This is a genomic window from Aliidiomarina sp., from assembly GCF_022565475.1.
In the GTDB taxonomy this organism is placed as follows: Bacteria; Pseudomonadota; Gammaproteobacteria; order Enterobacterales; family Alteromonadaceae; genus Aliidiomarina.
In genome coordinates this window covers 108,256-122,459 of record NZ_JAIUMR010000001.1, presented here as the reverse complement: position 1 = coordinate 122,459, position 14,204 = coordinate 108,256, and the positions used below count along the sequence as shown (strand labels likewise).

General features: G+C 47.9%; 16 protein-coding genes. 13 read left to right on the top strand and 3 right to left on the bottom strand.

Annotated features, from left to right (window positions below):
- Positions 1–4: 4 nt before the first annotated feature.
- The 5 genes from rpmI (at position 5) to ihfA (ending at position 4,425) form a co-directional block, all read left to right on the top strand.
- Entirely contained in the window at positions 5–202 is a 198-nt protein-coding gene (gene rpmI, locus LAT77_RS00545; RefSeq protein ID WP_126790895.1) for a 50S ribosomal protein L35, read from the top strand.
- A 16-nt stretch (positions 203–218) separates the two neighbouring features.
- On the top strand, positions 219–578 hold the full coding sequence (gene rplT, locus LAT77_RS00540; protein WP_126790893.1) for a 50S ribosomal protein L20: 360 nt from the start codon (positions 219–221) through the stop codon (positions 576–578).
- 155 nt (positions 579–733) lie between these two features.
- A complete protein-coding gene (gene pheS, locus LAT77_RS00535) occupies positions 734–1,714 on the top strand; it encodes a phenylalanine--tRNA ligase subunit alpha (protein ID WP_290562830.1) in 981 nt (326 codons plus the stop codon).
- A 22-nt stretch (positions 1,715–1,736) separates the two neighbouring features.
- The gene (pheT, locus tag LAT77_RS00530; protein WP_290562583.1) at positions 1,737–4,127 is read left to right on the top strand and encodes a phenylalanine--tRNA ligase subunit beta; all 2,391 of its coding nucleotides are present in this window, start codon (positions 1,737–1,739) and stop codon (positions 4,125–4,127) included.
- Position 4,128: 1 nt separating this feature from the next.
- Positions 4,129–4,425, top strand: a complete 297-nt coding sequence (gene ihfA, locus LAT77_RS00525; protein ID WP_290562582.1) for an integration host factor subunit alpha — start codon at positions 4,129–4,131, stop codon at positions 4,423–4,425.
- Between the two features lie 105 nt (positions 4,426–4,530).
- Here the strand turns inward: ihfA and LAT77_RS00520 are convergent, their stop codons facing one another.
- From LAT77_RS00520 to LAT77_RS00510, 3 genes are all read right to left on the bottom strand, one after another.
- Positions 4,531–5,193 (bottom strand): ChrR family anti-sigma-E factor, encoded by a 663-nt coding sequence (locus tag LAT77_RS00520; protein WP_290562581.1) that lies wholly within the window; start codon positions 5,191–5,193, stop codon positions 4,531–4,533.
- Positions 5,186–5,818, bottom strand: a complete 633-nt coding sequence (locus LAT77_RS00515) for a sigma-70 family RNA polymerase sigma factor (protein WP_290562829.1) — start codon at positions 5,816–5,818, stop codon at positions 5,186–5,188. The genes LAT77_RS00520 and LAT77_RS00515 overlap by 8 nt, the downstream gene beginning before the upstream one ends.
- A gap of 71 nt (positions 5,819–5,889) precedes the next feature.
- Positions 5,890–6,510 carry an LON peptidase substrate-binding domain-containing protein gene (locus LAT77_RS00510; protein ID WP_290562580.1) on the bottom strand — a complete coding sequence of 207 codons (621 nt, stop codon included), beginning with the start codon at positions 6,508–6,510 and terminating at the stop codon, positions 5,890–5,892.
- Between the two features lie 128 nt (positions 6,511–6,638).
- Here LAT77_RS00510 and LAT77_RS00505 point away from each other — a divergent pair, with 128 nt between their 5' ends.
- Genes LAT77_RS00505 through LAT77_RS00470 form a run of 8 tightly spaced genes read left to right on the top strand, consistent with a single transcriptional unit; the run spans position 6,639 to position 14,194 of the window.
- Positions 6,639–7,583, top strand: a complete 945-nt coding sequence (locus tag LAT77_RS00505) for a DUF523 and DUF1722 domain-containing protein (RefSeq protein WP_290562579.1) — start codon at positions 6,639–6,641, stop codon at positions 7,581–7,583.
- A 31-nt stretch (positions 7,584–7,614) separates the two neighbouring features.
- On the top strand, positions 7,615–9,048 hold the full coding sequence (phrB, locus tag LAT77_RS00500; protein ID WP_290562578.1) for a deoxyribodipyrimidine photo-lyase: 1,434 nt from the start codon (positions 7,615–7,617) through the stop codon (positions 9,046–9,048).
- Between the two features lie 26 nt (positions 9,049–9,074).
- Positions 9,075–9,527: a nuclear transport factor 2 family protein gene (locus LAT77_RS00495; protein ID WP_290562577.1), complete on the top strand. Its 453-nt coding sequence runs from the start codon at positions 9,075–9,077 to the stop codon at positions 9,525–9,527.
- Complete coding sequence (locus tag LAT77_RS00490; protein ID WP_290562576.1) at positions 9,524–10,261, top strand: SDR family NAD(P)-dependent oxidoreductase; 738 nt, start codon at positions 9,524–9,526, stop codon at positions 10,259–10,261. Before LAT77_RS00495 ends, LAT77_RS00490 begins: the two co-directional genes overlap by 4 nt.
- A 49-nt stretch (positions 10,262–10,310) precedes the next feature.
- Complete coding sequence (locus tag LAT77_RS00485; protein ID WP_290562575.1) at positions 10,311–11,612, top strand: FAD-dependent oxidoreductase; 1,302 nt, start codon at positions 10,311–10,313, stop codon at positions 11,610–11,612.
- On the top strand, positions 11,605–12,366 hold the full coding sequence (locus LAT77_RS00480; protein ID WP_290562574.1) for a DUF1365 domain-containing protein: 762 nt from the start codon (positions 11,605–11,607) through the stop codon (positions 12,364–12,366). The genes LAT77_RS00485 and LAT77_RS00480 overlap by 8 nt, the downstream gene beginning before the upstream one ends.
- Before the next feature lie 44 nt (positions 12,367–12,410).
- Entirely contained in the window at positions 12,411–13,655 is a 1,245-nt protein-coding gene (locus LAT77_RS00475; protein WP_290562573.1) for a cyclopropane-fatty-acyl-phospholipid synthase family protein, read from the top strand.
- Positions 13,628–14,194, top strand: coding sequence for a DUF2878 domain-containing protein (locus tag LAT77_RS00470; protein ID WP_290562572.1), 567 nt, complete (start codon positions 13,628–13,630; stop codon positions 14,192–14,194). Before LAT77_RS00475 ends, LAT77_RS00470 begins: the two co-directional genes overlap by 28 nt.
- Positions 14,195–14,204 lie beyond the last annotated feature (10 nt).

Here is a 14,204-nt window from a genome sequence, read left to right as displayed (position 1 = left end):
TGCAATGCCAAAAATGAAAAGTGTAAAAAGCGCTACTAAGCGTTTTAAGAAAACTGCTTCAGGCGGTTACAAGTGCAAACAGTCTCACTTGCGTCACATTTTGACCAAGAAGAGCTCGAAGCGTAAACGTCACTTGCGGGCAAAGAGCATGGTTCATAAGAGCGATGTTGCTTTAGTCGATCGCATGTTACCGTACGCATAAGAGAGGAGACTGACACATGGCACGAGTAAAACGTGGTGTGATGGCGCGTGCGCGTCACAAGAAAATCATGAAGCAGGCGAAAGGTTACTACGGTGCTCGCAGTCGCGTATTCCGCGTTGCAAAGCAAGCTGTAACCAAAGCAGGTCAATACGCATACCGTGACCGTCGCGTGAAGAAACGTACGTTCCGTCAATTATGGATCGTTCGTATCAACGCAGCGGCTCGTCAAGGTGGCCTCTCTTACAGCCGTTTTATTAACGGTTTGAAGAAAGCATCTGTTGAGATCGACCGTAAGATTTTGGCTGATATCGCTGTTCACGACCAAGCAGGTTTTGCTGCATTGGTTGAGAAAGCGAAAGAAGGTCTGTCTGCGTAAGCATACAGCTTCAAGCTAGAATAGAGAAGGGAGCCATTGGCTCCCTTTTTGTTGTATTTTTTATATGCACGTAAGGGCTTGATTCTGCTATCATACGCCCTTTCGTATTGGTCCCGGAAGCAAAGCGGTTTCGGTTTAGGTATTTGAGGACGATGATGGATTTACAAGCAATTCTAGCAGCGGGTAAAGCGGCTGCAGCCGGTGCAATGACGCCAGCGCAACTCGAAGATGTTCGGGTTGAGTATATGGGTAAAAAAGGGCATTTAACCGAGCAGTTAAAAAGCCTGGGTAAGCTAAGTCCGGAAGAACGTCCGCAGGCTGGCCAGCTCATCAACCAAGCGAAACAAGAATTGCAAGATATACTCAATGCCCGTCGTGACGAACTTAAAGACGCGGAAATGAACCAGCGTTTAGAAGCTGAGCGCATTGACGTCACGTTAGCAGGGCGCATGAATCAGCTCGGTGGCTTGCACCCTGTGACACGTACGATTCAGCGTATCGAAGATTACTTCGGTCAGCTTGGCTTTGGTGTCAAACAGGGCCCTGAAGTGGAAGATGCGTTTCATAATTTCGATGCCTTGAATATTCCTCCTCAGCATCCAGCGCGTGCCGATCACGATACCTTTTATTTTAATGCTGACGCCATGTTGCGTACGCATACCTCAGGCGTGCAAATTCGCACCATGGAAAAACAACAGCCACCACTACGCATTATTGCGCCTGGCCGTGTTTATCGGAATGACTACGACCAAACTCACACACCGATGTTCCATCAGGTCGAAGGCTTAATGGTCGACAAGAATGTCAGCTTTGCTGAACTGAAAGGTATTTTGCATGATTTCCTGCACCACTTTTTTGAAGAAGATCTGGAAATTCGTTTCCGTCCTTCTTTCTTCCCGTTTACTGAGCCTTCAGCAGAGGTTGATGTGCGCCGTAAAGATGGTCAATGGTTGGAAGTATTAGGTTGTGGCATGGTGCATCCAAACGTGTTGAAAGCAGTGAATATTGACCCAGAGGAATATACCGGTTTTGCGTTTGGTATGGGCGTTGAACGGTTAACTATGATCCGTTACGGCGTTAATGACTTACGTGCATTCTTTGAAAATGACTTACGTTTCTTAAAACAGTTCGGCTAAGCGGTAGAGGGAAGAAGAGATTATGAAATTCAGTGAACAGTGGTTACGAGAGTGGGTCAACCCAGAGCTGAGCACCGAGCAATTAGCCGAACAATTAAGCATGGCTGGTTTAGAAGTTGATGGCATCGAGCCAGTTGCAGGTGTTTTCCATGGTGTTGTTGTTGGCGAAGTGAAAGCCTGTGAGCAACACCCGAACGCAGACAAACTGCGCGTAACGAAAGTGGATGTGGGTGGTGATGAACTGCTTGATATCGTCTGTGGCGCTTCGAACTGCCGCACCGGTATTAAAGTTGCAGTAGCGACGGTCGGCGCAGAATTGCCGGGCGACTTTAAGATCAAGAAAAGCAAGCTTCGTGGTGAGCCTTCACATGGTATGTTGTGTTCAGCGTCGGAACTTGAATTGAGTGATGATCACGACGGTATTATGGAATTACCTGCGGACGCACCAGTTGGCAAAGACTTCCGTGAATGGCTCGGTTTAAATGATCATGCGATTGAGATTGATTTAACGCCAAACCGCGCTGACTGCCTTGGTATCCGCGGTTTAGCTCGCGAAGTTGGGGTGTTGAACCGGATTGACGTCCACGAACCTCAATTCCCAGCGGTAGCGCCAAGCATCGAAGAAACTCGCGCTATTCGCTTAGATGCTCCCGCAGCCTGTCCACGTTATTTAGGTCGCGTGATTCGCAATGTTAATGCGAATACCCAAGCACCGCTGTGGCTGCAGGAACGCTTGCGTCGTGCGGGCGTGCGCTCAATTGATGCCGTCGTTGATATTACTAACTATGTTCTGCTTGAGCTGGGTCACCCGATGCATGCATTCGATTTGCAGCAGTTAAGCGGCGATATTCATGTTCGTATGGCGAATAACGGTGAGAAGCTAACGCTTCTTGATGGTCAAGAAGTTACCTTGCAAGACGATGTATTGGTGATTGCCGATGAACAGAAAGCTTTGGCCATGGCCGGTATTTTCGGTGGCGAAGAGAGTGGCGTGACTACCGAGTCGCGCGATATTTTCCTCGAAAGTGCGTTTTTTGCGCCGGATGCGATTATGGGTCGGGCTCGTCGCTTTGGTTTACATACCGACGCGTCGCATCGCTATGAGCGTGGCGTTGATCCAGAGCTACAACGTACAGCAATGGAACGTGCAACCGCATTGATTCTTGAAATTTGTGGTGGCGAAGCAGGTCCTGTGGTGGAAGCGGTGAGCCAAGATCATTTGCCGAAAGCTGCCGAAATTAGTTTACGAGCCGATCGCTTAACGCGCGTTTTGGGTACTGAAATTGCGGTTACGGATGTCGAAACGATTTTGACTCGGTTAGGGTTTGCTGTTGAGAAATCAACAACGGGCTGGCACGTACAAGTACCAACTTACCGTTTTGACATCACGATTGAAGAAGATTTAATTGAAGAAGTGGCGCGGGTGTTTGGCTACAACCAAATTCCAGCCGTCGCACCGACCGCTGAATTGCGCATGACGCGAAATGATGAGCGTCTTTTAAGTCTTCGTAATCTGCAACAAACGTTGCTGGCTCAAGGTTATCAAGAAGCGATCACCTATAGCTTTGTTGATCCAAAGCAGCAAGCTCAGCTCTATCCAGAATTGGCGGCACTGACATTGCCGCACCCGATTTCTATCGAAATGTCATCAATGCGGTTAGGGTTGTGGCCAGGCTTACTTTCAGCAGCAGGCTACAATCAAAAACGCCAGCAGCAGAATATTCGCTTGTTTGAATCTGGCTTGCGGTTTATCCCCAATGTGGATGCCGAAAACGGTATCCAGCAACAACCCATGTTGGCGGGTGTTTTAATGGGCACAACGCAAGGTGAACATTGGAGTGACGGTGTTCGTCCAGTTGATTTTTACGATCTCAAAGGTCAGGTCGAAACCTTGTTGCGCGCAACCGGACGATTTGAACAGTTCCGCTTTGTTGCGTCGGCGCATACCGCGTTGCATCCGGGACAGAGTGCAGCGATTTATCGTGGTGAAACTTTGATCGGCTATGCCGGTGCATTGCATCCGCAGTTTGAAAAGCTATTCGGCTTAAAAGGGCGTGCTTTTGTCTTTGAATTGGCTTTAAATCTGCTGCAAGAGCGCACAATTCCCGTTGCTGGAGTGATTTCTAAGTTCCCGTCAATTCGTCGTGATATCGCGGTTTTAGTTGATCGTCAGGTCGCTGCCGGTGAAATTCTTGAAACTATTAAAAATATTGGCGCAAATCAGTTAGTTGACCTAAACTTATTTGACGTGTATACCGGAGACAATGTGCCAGAGTCACAAAAGAGTTTGGCAATTGCTCTAACCTTGCAGGCGGCAGATCGAACCTTGGAAGATCAGGAAGTCAATTCTCTGATGGAACAGGTCATAAATGCGCTGCGAACTGAATTCAATGCGGTGTTGAGGGACAGTTAATATGGCACTGACCAAAGCTGAAATTGCCGAACATTTGTACGAAAAGTTAGGGATTAATCGTCGTGATGCCAAGGAATTGGTAGAGCGCTTCTTTGAAGAGATTCGTCAAGCATTAGAAAGTGGGGAACAAGTCAAAATCTCCGGATTTGGTAATTTCGATTTGCGTGACAAGTCGCAACGACCAGGCCGTAACCCAAAGACTGGTGAGGATATTCCAATTTCAGCGCGGCGTGTTGTCACATTCCGTCCAGGTCAGAAGTTTAAGGCTCGGGTAGAAGACGCGAACTTAGACGAATAAGGTCAAACCTAAAAAAGCGATTGCACTATGTGTAGTCGCTTTTTTCGTTATTTCTGAAATCAAAAAGAGCTACTTGCGTAGCTCTTTTTGATTTCAAAACATTGTCTACTTAAAAAACAGACTGCTAAACGGATTCAACAAGCGTGCCATGCCCGACGTGAACTGCAGTGGGGCGTCGAGCCAAGCCAACGTCAGGCAGTCCTCTTCTGCGGTTTGTGGTGAATGACGATGATCTGCGTTCAGAAACACGAAGTCGCCATCATGGTAACGGTCATGCTCATCAATAAAGGTACCATTTAGCACTAGCGTCGCTTCCTGACTACGATGCGTATGCTCAGGAACCGACGCACCGGCACCCATATAGATTAAGTTAATCGCGCTGTCGTTATCGATCTGCAACGGTGCACGCCAAACCGAACCGGGAACCTTACTCCACTCACCAAGTCGCTTTGAAACACGAGCCAATGATGGCGGCAGACGAAATTGCTTGCCTTCAACCACAACGTGTTTATTGACCTTATGCGGTACCTCGATCGCTGGTGCCGATGAATTCATGATTTCGTCGAGCATCGTCTGCATCGACAACTCATTAAAGTCGGTCGCGGCGCCGAACGCCTTGGCTGAAAGATGGTCTTCAATGTCTTTCTTCTGTTGTGCGCAGTGCTGACACATGTCTATATGAGTCCCAACCACAACGGCGAGGGCGCTGTCGAGATTTCCCTGGACGTACTGCACAAGCAGTTCTTCGTTTGGATGGAATTTAATCATGATCAGTTATCAGCTCTCTTAGTTTTTGTAACGCCAAGCGGGTGCGAGATTTAACCGTACCCAATGGTATACCTAACTCGTCGGAAACCTCTTGTTGCGATTTTCCTTCGATGTAAATATGTTCAATGACCACGCGCTGAGCGTCTGGAAGTTGACTGTAGTAGCTGGTGATTTCTTGCAGCAAAATGGTCTGATCAATTGCGAACTCATCATCGCTATCAGACATTTCCTCCGACAGTACAGGCCAGAGTTCGTCAGCGCTAATGTCATTTTGATTCTTTTTGTTCTTTCGTAAAATATCGAACCGAATGTTCCGCGCAATGGTAAAAATCCAAGTTGTTGGCGAACCTTTGTCTGGGCTAAATAAATGCGCTTTGTGCCAGACGTTGGTCATTGTCTCTTGCACCAAATCCATTGCGGTCTGCTCGTTGCCAAACTGGCGCGTCGCAAAACTCTGCAACCTCGGTGCGAAATGTTTAAATAATTCGGAGAATGCTCGCCGAGAACGAGACAAAGCGACCTCGCCGAGTAAACCGGCGAGATACTCGGGAGTGATCTCTTGCGGACTTGCGCTGTTCGATTTCATGTGGTGTCGATTGACCCGCTTTTCTGGCATGACCTGCATCATAGTGTACGCCTTTATTGAACCCGCTCCAAACTTACTTAATGAGATAACGCAATGCACTCTGAAAAAGATCAGTTTGGTTCATTCTGTTGTTCATTTTCTGCAAACAGCTGCGCAAGGTAGCTTTGCATTTGGTAAAAATCATTACCACTCAGAAGCTCTTGTTTGACGTCGCTTGGTAACGGTAGAATTTCAAGCCAACGATTACAGACCCAGAGCGGGTCGTCAAAATTATGCTCTGGATAGAGTCTTGCAAACTCAGGATAGTTAGTAAAAACCTCTTGCAGACGCTGCTGCAACTCAAGTGGCCATGCCTGCTCCTGCAGGCAAGTGTCACTCGCATCCATCGACTTGAACTGGACTTTGGCTCGACGTAAACCGTCTGATTCGGTCGCCAATGTCTCAATTTCAAATAAACGCTCACCAATAATGGTGATACCCAAATAACCGTCGGGCAAGCTTTCGAAGTCAACAATTCGAACTAAAGTGCCAATTTTGTGGATGTGCGTATTTTTGTCACAGTCACCGTCTGGATTGAGCATGCACAATCCGAAACCTGACTGTTCGCGTAAGGACTCGCGAACTAAGCGCAAGTACCGCGGTTCAAAAACACGCAACTGCATTCGTCCACCCGGTAACACGGTCGACGTTAGCGGAAACAATCCAAGTTGCTGTGTACTCGGCATGGACATAACGAATTTCCTGTGAAGACGGCTTAAAGAAAACTAATTTTGCGCCGGTAGTTGGCGTTTGCAGAAATTTACGTCAGGATGGGGAAAGTGGATCTATCTTCGATAAAACAAATTTAAAAGGAATAGGAATGCTTCAAGAGCCTGTGTATGTTGGAATTAGCGCATGTCTCACTGGGCAGAATGTCCGCTATGATGGTGGCCATAAAGCCAACGACTTCTGCCAGAATCAATTAGCAAAACATGTCGAATACCTGCCTTTGTGCCCTGAAGTTGGGATTGGCATGACTGTGCCACGTCCAACCATTCGCTTGGTGGGTACCCCAGAAGATACGCGTGCGGTCGTGCAGAAGACGGGCGAGGATGTGACTGAACGTTTAGCCCATTTCGCATCCGTGCGAACAAGTCAATTGGATAAGCTCTCTGGTTATGTACTCTGTGCTAAATCGCCGAGTTGTGGCATGGAACGCGTGCGTTTATACAACGAAGAAAGCAATGCAAATCGCAAAGAAGGTATGGGTATTTTCGCTGCTCGTCTGCGTGAACTGTACCCAGCATTGCCAATGGAAGAGGATGGGCGTTTGAATGACCCTGCGTTACGGGAAAACTTTGTTTTACGCCTGTATGTTTACTATGAGTGGAAGAATCTGCCACAACCGGTTAGCAAAAAAGATTTGTATCAATTTCATGCACGTCACAAGCTACTGTTGCTTGCGCATAATCAACCTGTGTATCGAGCGCTTGGCAAAGAGCTTGCCGAACAGAAGGAACTGCATGAGGCGTTTCTGAGTAACTATATTTTTCGTTTGATGCGCGCGCTCACCGGGCCCGCATCGCGCCGCGACCACACCAATGTCTTACAACATGTGCAAGGCTATTTCCGCAAACATATTGACTCTAAGCAACGCACGGCATTAGCAAATCTCATTCTTGATTATCGCAAAGGAACAGAGCCCTTAGCCGCGCCATTAACCATGATGCGGCACTACTTGAATATGTACCCTGACGCTTATCTTCAGAGCCAATCTTATTTTCAGCCGTATCCCGATGATCTCAAATTGCGTTACGGTCTGTAAAAGGGGCTGATAATTAAAGAGGAAGGTGAACATGGGCAATGCACTCGTTTGGTTTCGTAACGACTTGCGGTTATTGGATAATGATGCGCTCAGGCTTGCTTGCGAACGTCATCAAACGGTTAAAGCAATCGTTGTACGTACGCCCAAACAATGGCTACAGCATGATTGGTCGGCAATTAAGTGGGATCTATATGAGCGCCGCCTGTGCGCCTTAGCCGACGATTTAGCTAGCTTAGGCATTGAATTGACCGTGTTTAGCACAGATGACTATGCGCAAGTGCCAGAGCTTATCAGTCAGTTTTGCCATACTCAGAAACTTGATAGGGTCTTTTGGAACCGTGATTATCCGCTCGATGAACTTAATCGTGATGCGGCTGTCGATGCGCGATTGCGGGCTGCAGGCATCGACGTCGTTCAATGCGACAGCAATCTCTGTGTTGCACCTGAGCAGATCAAAAACGGTAAAGGCGAATACTATCGCGTATTCACGCCGTTTTTTAAAGCCTGGCTAAAGCGTTTAGCAGAGAATGAGGTATCGCCGCCATACACACGCGACGCGCTGTTAAAGAGCAGCAACGTTGAGCATCGAGTTAGCAGAGAACAACCATTGCAGGATGCAGTACCTGTTTTGACGAGCGAAGGATGGTCGGTTTCCGAGTCTGATATTCGCCGGCAAACGCAAGCCTTTGTTCGTGAGCGGGTGAGTGCCTACAAGTCCGATCGCGATCGACCGGCAATTGATGGCACGTCAATCCTCTCAGCGTACTTTGAAATTGGCGTGATATCACCACGGGTCGTTTTGCATCTGCTGCAAAAACATAGCCCTGAGTTCCCTCACGGACTTAATCAAGGGATGCATACCTGGTTGTCAGAGATTGCTTGGCGTGAGTTTTATCAACACCTCATGTTTCATGAACCGCGCCTCAGTCGCGGCGAAAGTTTTGTCGCTGAAACGGACGCGATTAAGTGGCGGAACAATGCCCGTGAATTCAAAGCATGGTGTGAGGGAACGACCGGGTTTCCGATTGTTGACGCCGGCATGCGGCAATTAAATGCGACTGGCTGGATGCATAATCGGGTCAGAATGATTGTAGCTAGCTTTTTAGTGAAAGACTTACATATCGATTGGCGTTGGGGTGAGCGTTATTTTATGCAACGTTTGATCGATGGGAGTTTTCCCGCTAATAACGGCGGCTGGCAGTGGAGTGCGGGAACAGGAACCGATGCAGCGCCGTATTTTCGTGTATTTAATCCCGCTCGACAAAGTGAGAAATTTGATCCTGATGGTGAATACATTCGTAAGTGGATCAAGGAATTAGAACCGGTCCCGACAAAATACATTCATGAACCTGCAAGTTATCTACGAGCCACCTATGGTGATGAAAGTCCCTATCCGCAGCCGATCGTCGATCATAGTGAACGTCGCGAACAATTTATTGCTATGTTTAAAGCAGCGAAAGGTTAATAGCCTGAAGAGAAGAGGGATAGGTCATGATTAAAACCGCTGAACGACGTGAATTAATAACTCGCTTTCGTGACTTCTATAGTGATCTAGGCGAAAGCAACCTGACTACACTTGACCAAATTTACATCGAGGATTTAACGTTCAAAGATCCAGTGCAGTTAGTGCAAGGGCGAGATAACCTTTTGCATTATTTGGACCATGGTTTAGCGAATGCAATCCACTGTAAATTTGCCATCGAAACCGAAATGGTTGACCGCGAACAGGCCTTTTTAGTCTGGCAAATGCGGTTACAGCACGAAAAACTTGCGGGTGGTCGGGAAATTCAGGTGCCGGGCACGAGTCATTTGCGCTTTGCCGAAGACTCCAACCTTATTAAAGAGCATGTCGACTATTACGATCTTGGCGCTATGGTGTATGAGCATGTGCCTGTGTTGGGGTGGGTCATCAATAAAGTGCGTAGGAAAATGGAGGGCTCATGAACATTTTAATTACGGGCGCGAGCTCAGGAATCGGTAAGCAGCTCACGTGCGACTATTTAGCCGCTGGTCATACGGTGTATGTCTGTGGACGTAACGCAGAAAAACTCGACGCATTTCGGTCGACACTGAACCTTGCAGAGCAAGAACGTTTTCGCCCTCTGGTTTTCGATGTAACCGTGCAAGCAGAGGTGCATCAAACGTTGGCAAACCTTACTGATATCGATTTGGCGATTTTAAATGCGGGCGTTTGTGAATACGTAGACGATGTGATGAATTTCGATGCAGCACTGGTTGAGCGTGTTTTTGCCGCGAATTTTTTCGGCGTTGTGTATTGTTGCGAGGCACTGGTGAAAGTACTGCGTGCAGGAAGTCGCATAGCGATTGTCGACAGTATGGCTCGGCTGATTCCTTTCACTCGCGCGGAGGCCTATGGTGCCAGCAAAGCAGCAGTGCATTACTTTGCCGGTAGTTTACGTTCAGATCTACGCCCACACGGGATTGCGGTGACAACCATTTCGCCTGGGTTTGTTGAAACACCGATGACCGACGCCAATGACTTTGAGATGCCTATGCGCATTTCCGTCACCAAAGCGAGTGAAGCGATTCAAAAAGGTTTGCAGCGAGGTAAACCACATATTGCCTTTCCACGTATCTTCGGTTTGATTTTAGCAGCGCTCCATCGCTTGCCGTACCGCTGGCAGATCGCTCTTTCTGCGCGTATGCGCAATCAATGATGGTTGACGTTTGTTTTGCCTTGTTTCGATGAATTAGGAATGACTACCGATGAAAATAGCCGTGATAGGCTCCGGCATCGCCGGGATGACTGCAGCACATCTGCTCAGTCGTGAACACACTGTATGGATGTTTGAAAAAAATGATTATATTGGCGGCCATACAGCAACCATAGATGTTGAAGTAGAGGGCTCGAAATTTGCCATCGATACAGGTTTTATTGTCTTTAATGACCGGACTTACCCGCATTTTAAGACCTTGCTACGCGCCAACGGCGTCGACTGGCAAGACACGGAAATGAGTTTTAGTGTGACCAACCCAGTCACGGGACTCGAATATAATGGTCATTCATTTGCCACTCTCTTTGCGCAAAAACGTAATTTATTCCGTCCACGCTTCTATCGAATGCTGAGCGACATTGTTGCCTTTAATAAAGCTGCAAAACAAGCATTGGCAGAGCGCAGTCAAGTCGAGCTCGATACACTGACCCTCGCTGATTTCGTTGCCGAGTTAGGTTTAGGTGATGACTTTTCGCAGAACTACTTATTACCTATGTGTGCGGCAATATGGTCTGCAAGTTTGCGTGAATCTAGTCAGTTTCCTCTCGGGTTTTTTCTGCGTTTCTTCATAAATCATGGCCTGTTAAATATTCAGGATCGACCACAATGGCATGTCATTAAAGGGGGCTCACGTAGCTATATTCCTGCATTGACGGCTCCTTTCGCGGAGAGAATCATACTGAACGCGAACGTGGCCGCTGTAAGCCGTAATCCTGACGGCGTTACCTTGCACTTTGCAGATCAGCGCGAGGAGCAGTTTGATCAGGTTATTTTTGCCTGCCACAGTGATCAAGCACTCGCACTACTTGCTGATGCGACGCCCGCAGAAACTGAGATCCTCCAAGGTATTCCGTATCAAGAGAATGAGGTTGTTTTGCACACCGATATCGGCCAGTTACCGCGCCGTAAAGCGGCATGGGCCAGTTGGAATTATCGCCTGCCGAAGGATCAGGGACGTGAGGGTGCTGAGTTACCAGCGACGGTGACCTACAACATGAATATTTTGCAGGGAATTCAACAGGCTCCGGTGACATTCTGTGTCACCTTAAACAATACTGCCGCGATAGAGCCAAGTAAGATCTTGCGCACCTTTAAGTACGCCCATCCGGTGTATTCGGTCTCGTCATTTCAAGCGCGAGCCCGGCGGCATGAAATTTGTGGACACAACCATACCCATTTCTGCGGTGCTTATTGGTACAGTGGTTTCCATGAAGACGGTGTGCGTAGTGCTGTTGATGTTGTTCGTCGACTAGGCATTGAAGTCGTTGCGGATGAACCGGCCTATTATGAATAATCATGCAATTTATTTAGGTCAGATTGGCCATCAACGCTTCACCCCGAAAACCCATGGTTTCGGTTATAGGTTGTCGCAATGGTGGTTTGATCTCGATGATCTCGATTCAGCGAGTAAAACAAGTCGGTTGTTGTCGATCGATGGCGGCTTTGCGGCCTTTATGTTTCGTAGCTCGGATTATCTGCGTGACGAGTCGAGCGCAAGCCATCCGCGTTTGGCGGATAAAGTGCGTGCGAAAATGTCGGCATTGGCTGGACGTCCGCTGCAAGGACGTGTCTATTTACTTGGTAATGTGCGCTGCTTTGGCATTTATTTTAGTCCACTGAATTGCTACTACCTCGCTGATGAAAACGGAACGTTCACGCACCTGTTGGCGGAAGTGAGCAATACACCCTGGAATGAACGTCATTACTATTTACTTGCGTTGGACCAAGCACTCGAACACGAAAAATCATTTCATGTATCGCCCTTTAATCCAATCGAGATGGACTATCGCTGGCAATTACGGTTGCCGGAACTGCGGGAGGGCGCACCGCTTGGCGTCACTATTGAGTTATGGCGTAAAGAAAAAATTTTTACCGCCAGTATGAATTTAAAACGCTTACCACTAAACCGATCAAATATTCGCTACGTATTCAACAAAACGCCATGGATGACTGTCAAAGCGGTGGCGGGAATCTACTGGCAAGCATTACGGCTTGCTCTGAAACGAGTGCCATTTTATGGACATGCGCGCCGCAACATTAATGAGTAGTTGTACTTATATGAACGTGCGTTCTAAGTATCCAAGGAACCGATATGTCTTTATCAACCAGTGAATCTTTTGTGACTTCTATGCAAACCGTTTCAAAAATAGAGCGCTTCGCTCGACGCGTTTTATTTGCCGTACTATCCCGCAGTCAACGCGGTAGCTTTCTCGTCAAAGAAAATAATCGTGAAGTCGCGCACTTCCAGGGACAGTTGCCGGGGCCGCGTGCAGAAATTAATGTACTGAATGGCAAAACCTATCAAGCCATGGTTTTTTCGGGTGATATCGGCGCCGGCGAGGCCTTCATGGCAGGGCACTGGACGTCGCCTGATTTGACGTCCGTGATTGAATTTTTCGCTGCCAACCTGAACGTTTTGGATGCGTTAGAAAAACGTCTGTCTTGGTTAACTTGGCCGCTACATATGTTGTCGCACGTTCGTCGCCGCAACAGCAAAACCCGAGCGAAAGAGAACATTGCAGCCCATTACGATTTAGGCAATGAGTTATATACGCGCTTCCTCGATACGCGGTTGCAATATTCCAGTGCAGTTTTTGTATCGCCAGAAATGTCGCTTGAAGACGCTCAAGAGGAGAAACTACGTCGTCTGTGTGATCAATTACAACTTCAGCCGACGGACCACCTTGTTGAGATCGGTACGGGCTGGGGCGGCTTGGCCATCTTTGCCGCCGAACGATATGGCTGTAAAGTCACCACGACTACCATTTCGGCAGAGCAGTACGCGTACACTGAGCAGCTCATCAAGGAGAAAGGCTTACAAGACCAGATCACGCTTTTACAAGAAGATTATCGCGATTTAACCGGCCAGTACGACAAACTTGTCTCTGTGGAAATGATCGAGGCGGTTGGTGCTGAGTACATGAGCACCTTCTTTAAAAAGTGTAATGCTCTATTGAAACCCGGTGGGCTCATGGTGTTGCAAGCAATCACCATTGCTGACCAGCGTTTAGAGCGCTACAACCGGAGTGTTGATTTTATTCAAAAGTATATATTCCCCGGTGGCTATTTACCTTCGGTTGAATTAATTAGCGCCATGTATCGCAAGCACACGGACATGGTCGTGCGCTCGTTAAATGACATTGGCCTCGATTATGGCATGACCCTGAATGCTTGGCGCCAGCGCTTCAATGACCGTCGTCACGAACTCGAACCCATGGGGTATGACGAGCGTTTCTCGCGCATGTGGAACTATTATTTGTGTTATTGCGAAGGTGGCTTTAAGCAGCGAACAATTAGTGCGATTCAGTTATGCGCCAGCAAATCAGCGCTCGTATGATCGAGCTTATCAAGGGCGTGTTGCGTAACCACAGGTTAGCCGCATTCGTCATATTCGACTTTGTTTGGTTAGCGGCGGTGCTCGGTCGTGGTGAATGGTTGTGGGTCACAGCGCTACTCATCCTTGGCATGTTTGCGGCGACGCCAAAATTGCTTTGGCGCCAACGCCAGACGTTATTTTTTCTCGTCGTACTCGGTTGTCTAGCAGAATTCGCTACCGTTTATTTTGGTGTGATTCGTTACGAAGGCTCAGCACTCATTCCGATGTGGTTGATTTTACTGTGGGTAGGCTTCAGCGGTATGGCATTAATCGTTTTCGATTACTTGCATCGGCGTTATCTCGTGGCTGCCATTCTCGGTGCTATTTTTGGTCCAATCACTTACTTTGCCGGAGAGCGTTTAGGGGCGGCCGAAATTCTAGTTCCTTATTTTACCGCCGTTGTGGTCTACAGCATATTTTGGGCCGTAATCATGGTCATCATTGCCCGGTTTGCTATTCCTGCAACAGCGAACAAGGCTGTAAACGAGCCATCACGTTGATGAGAGATTT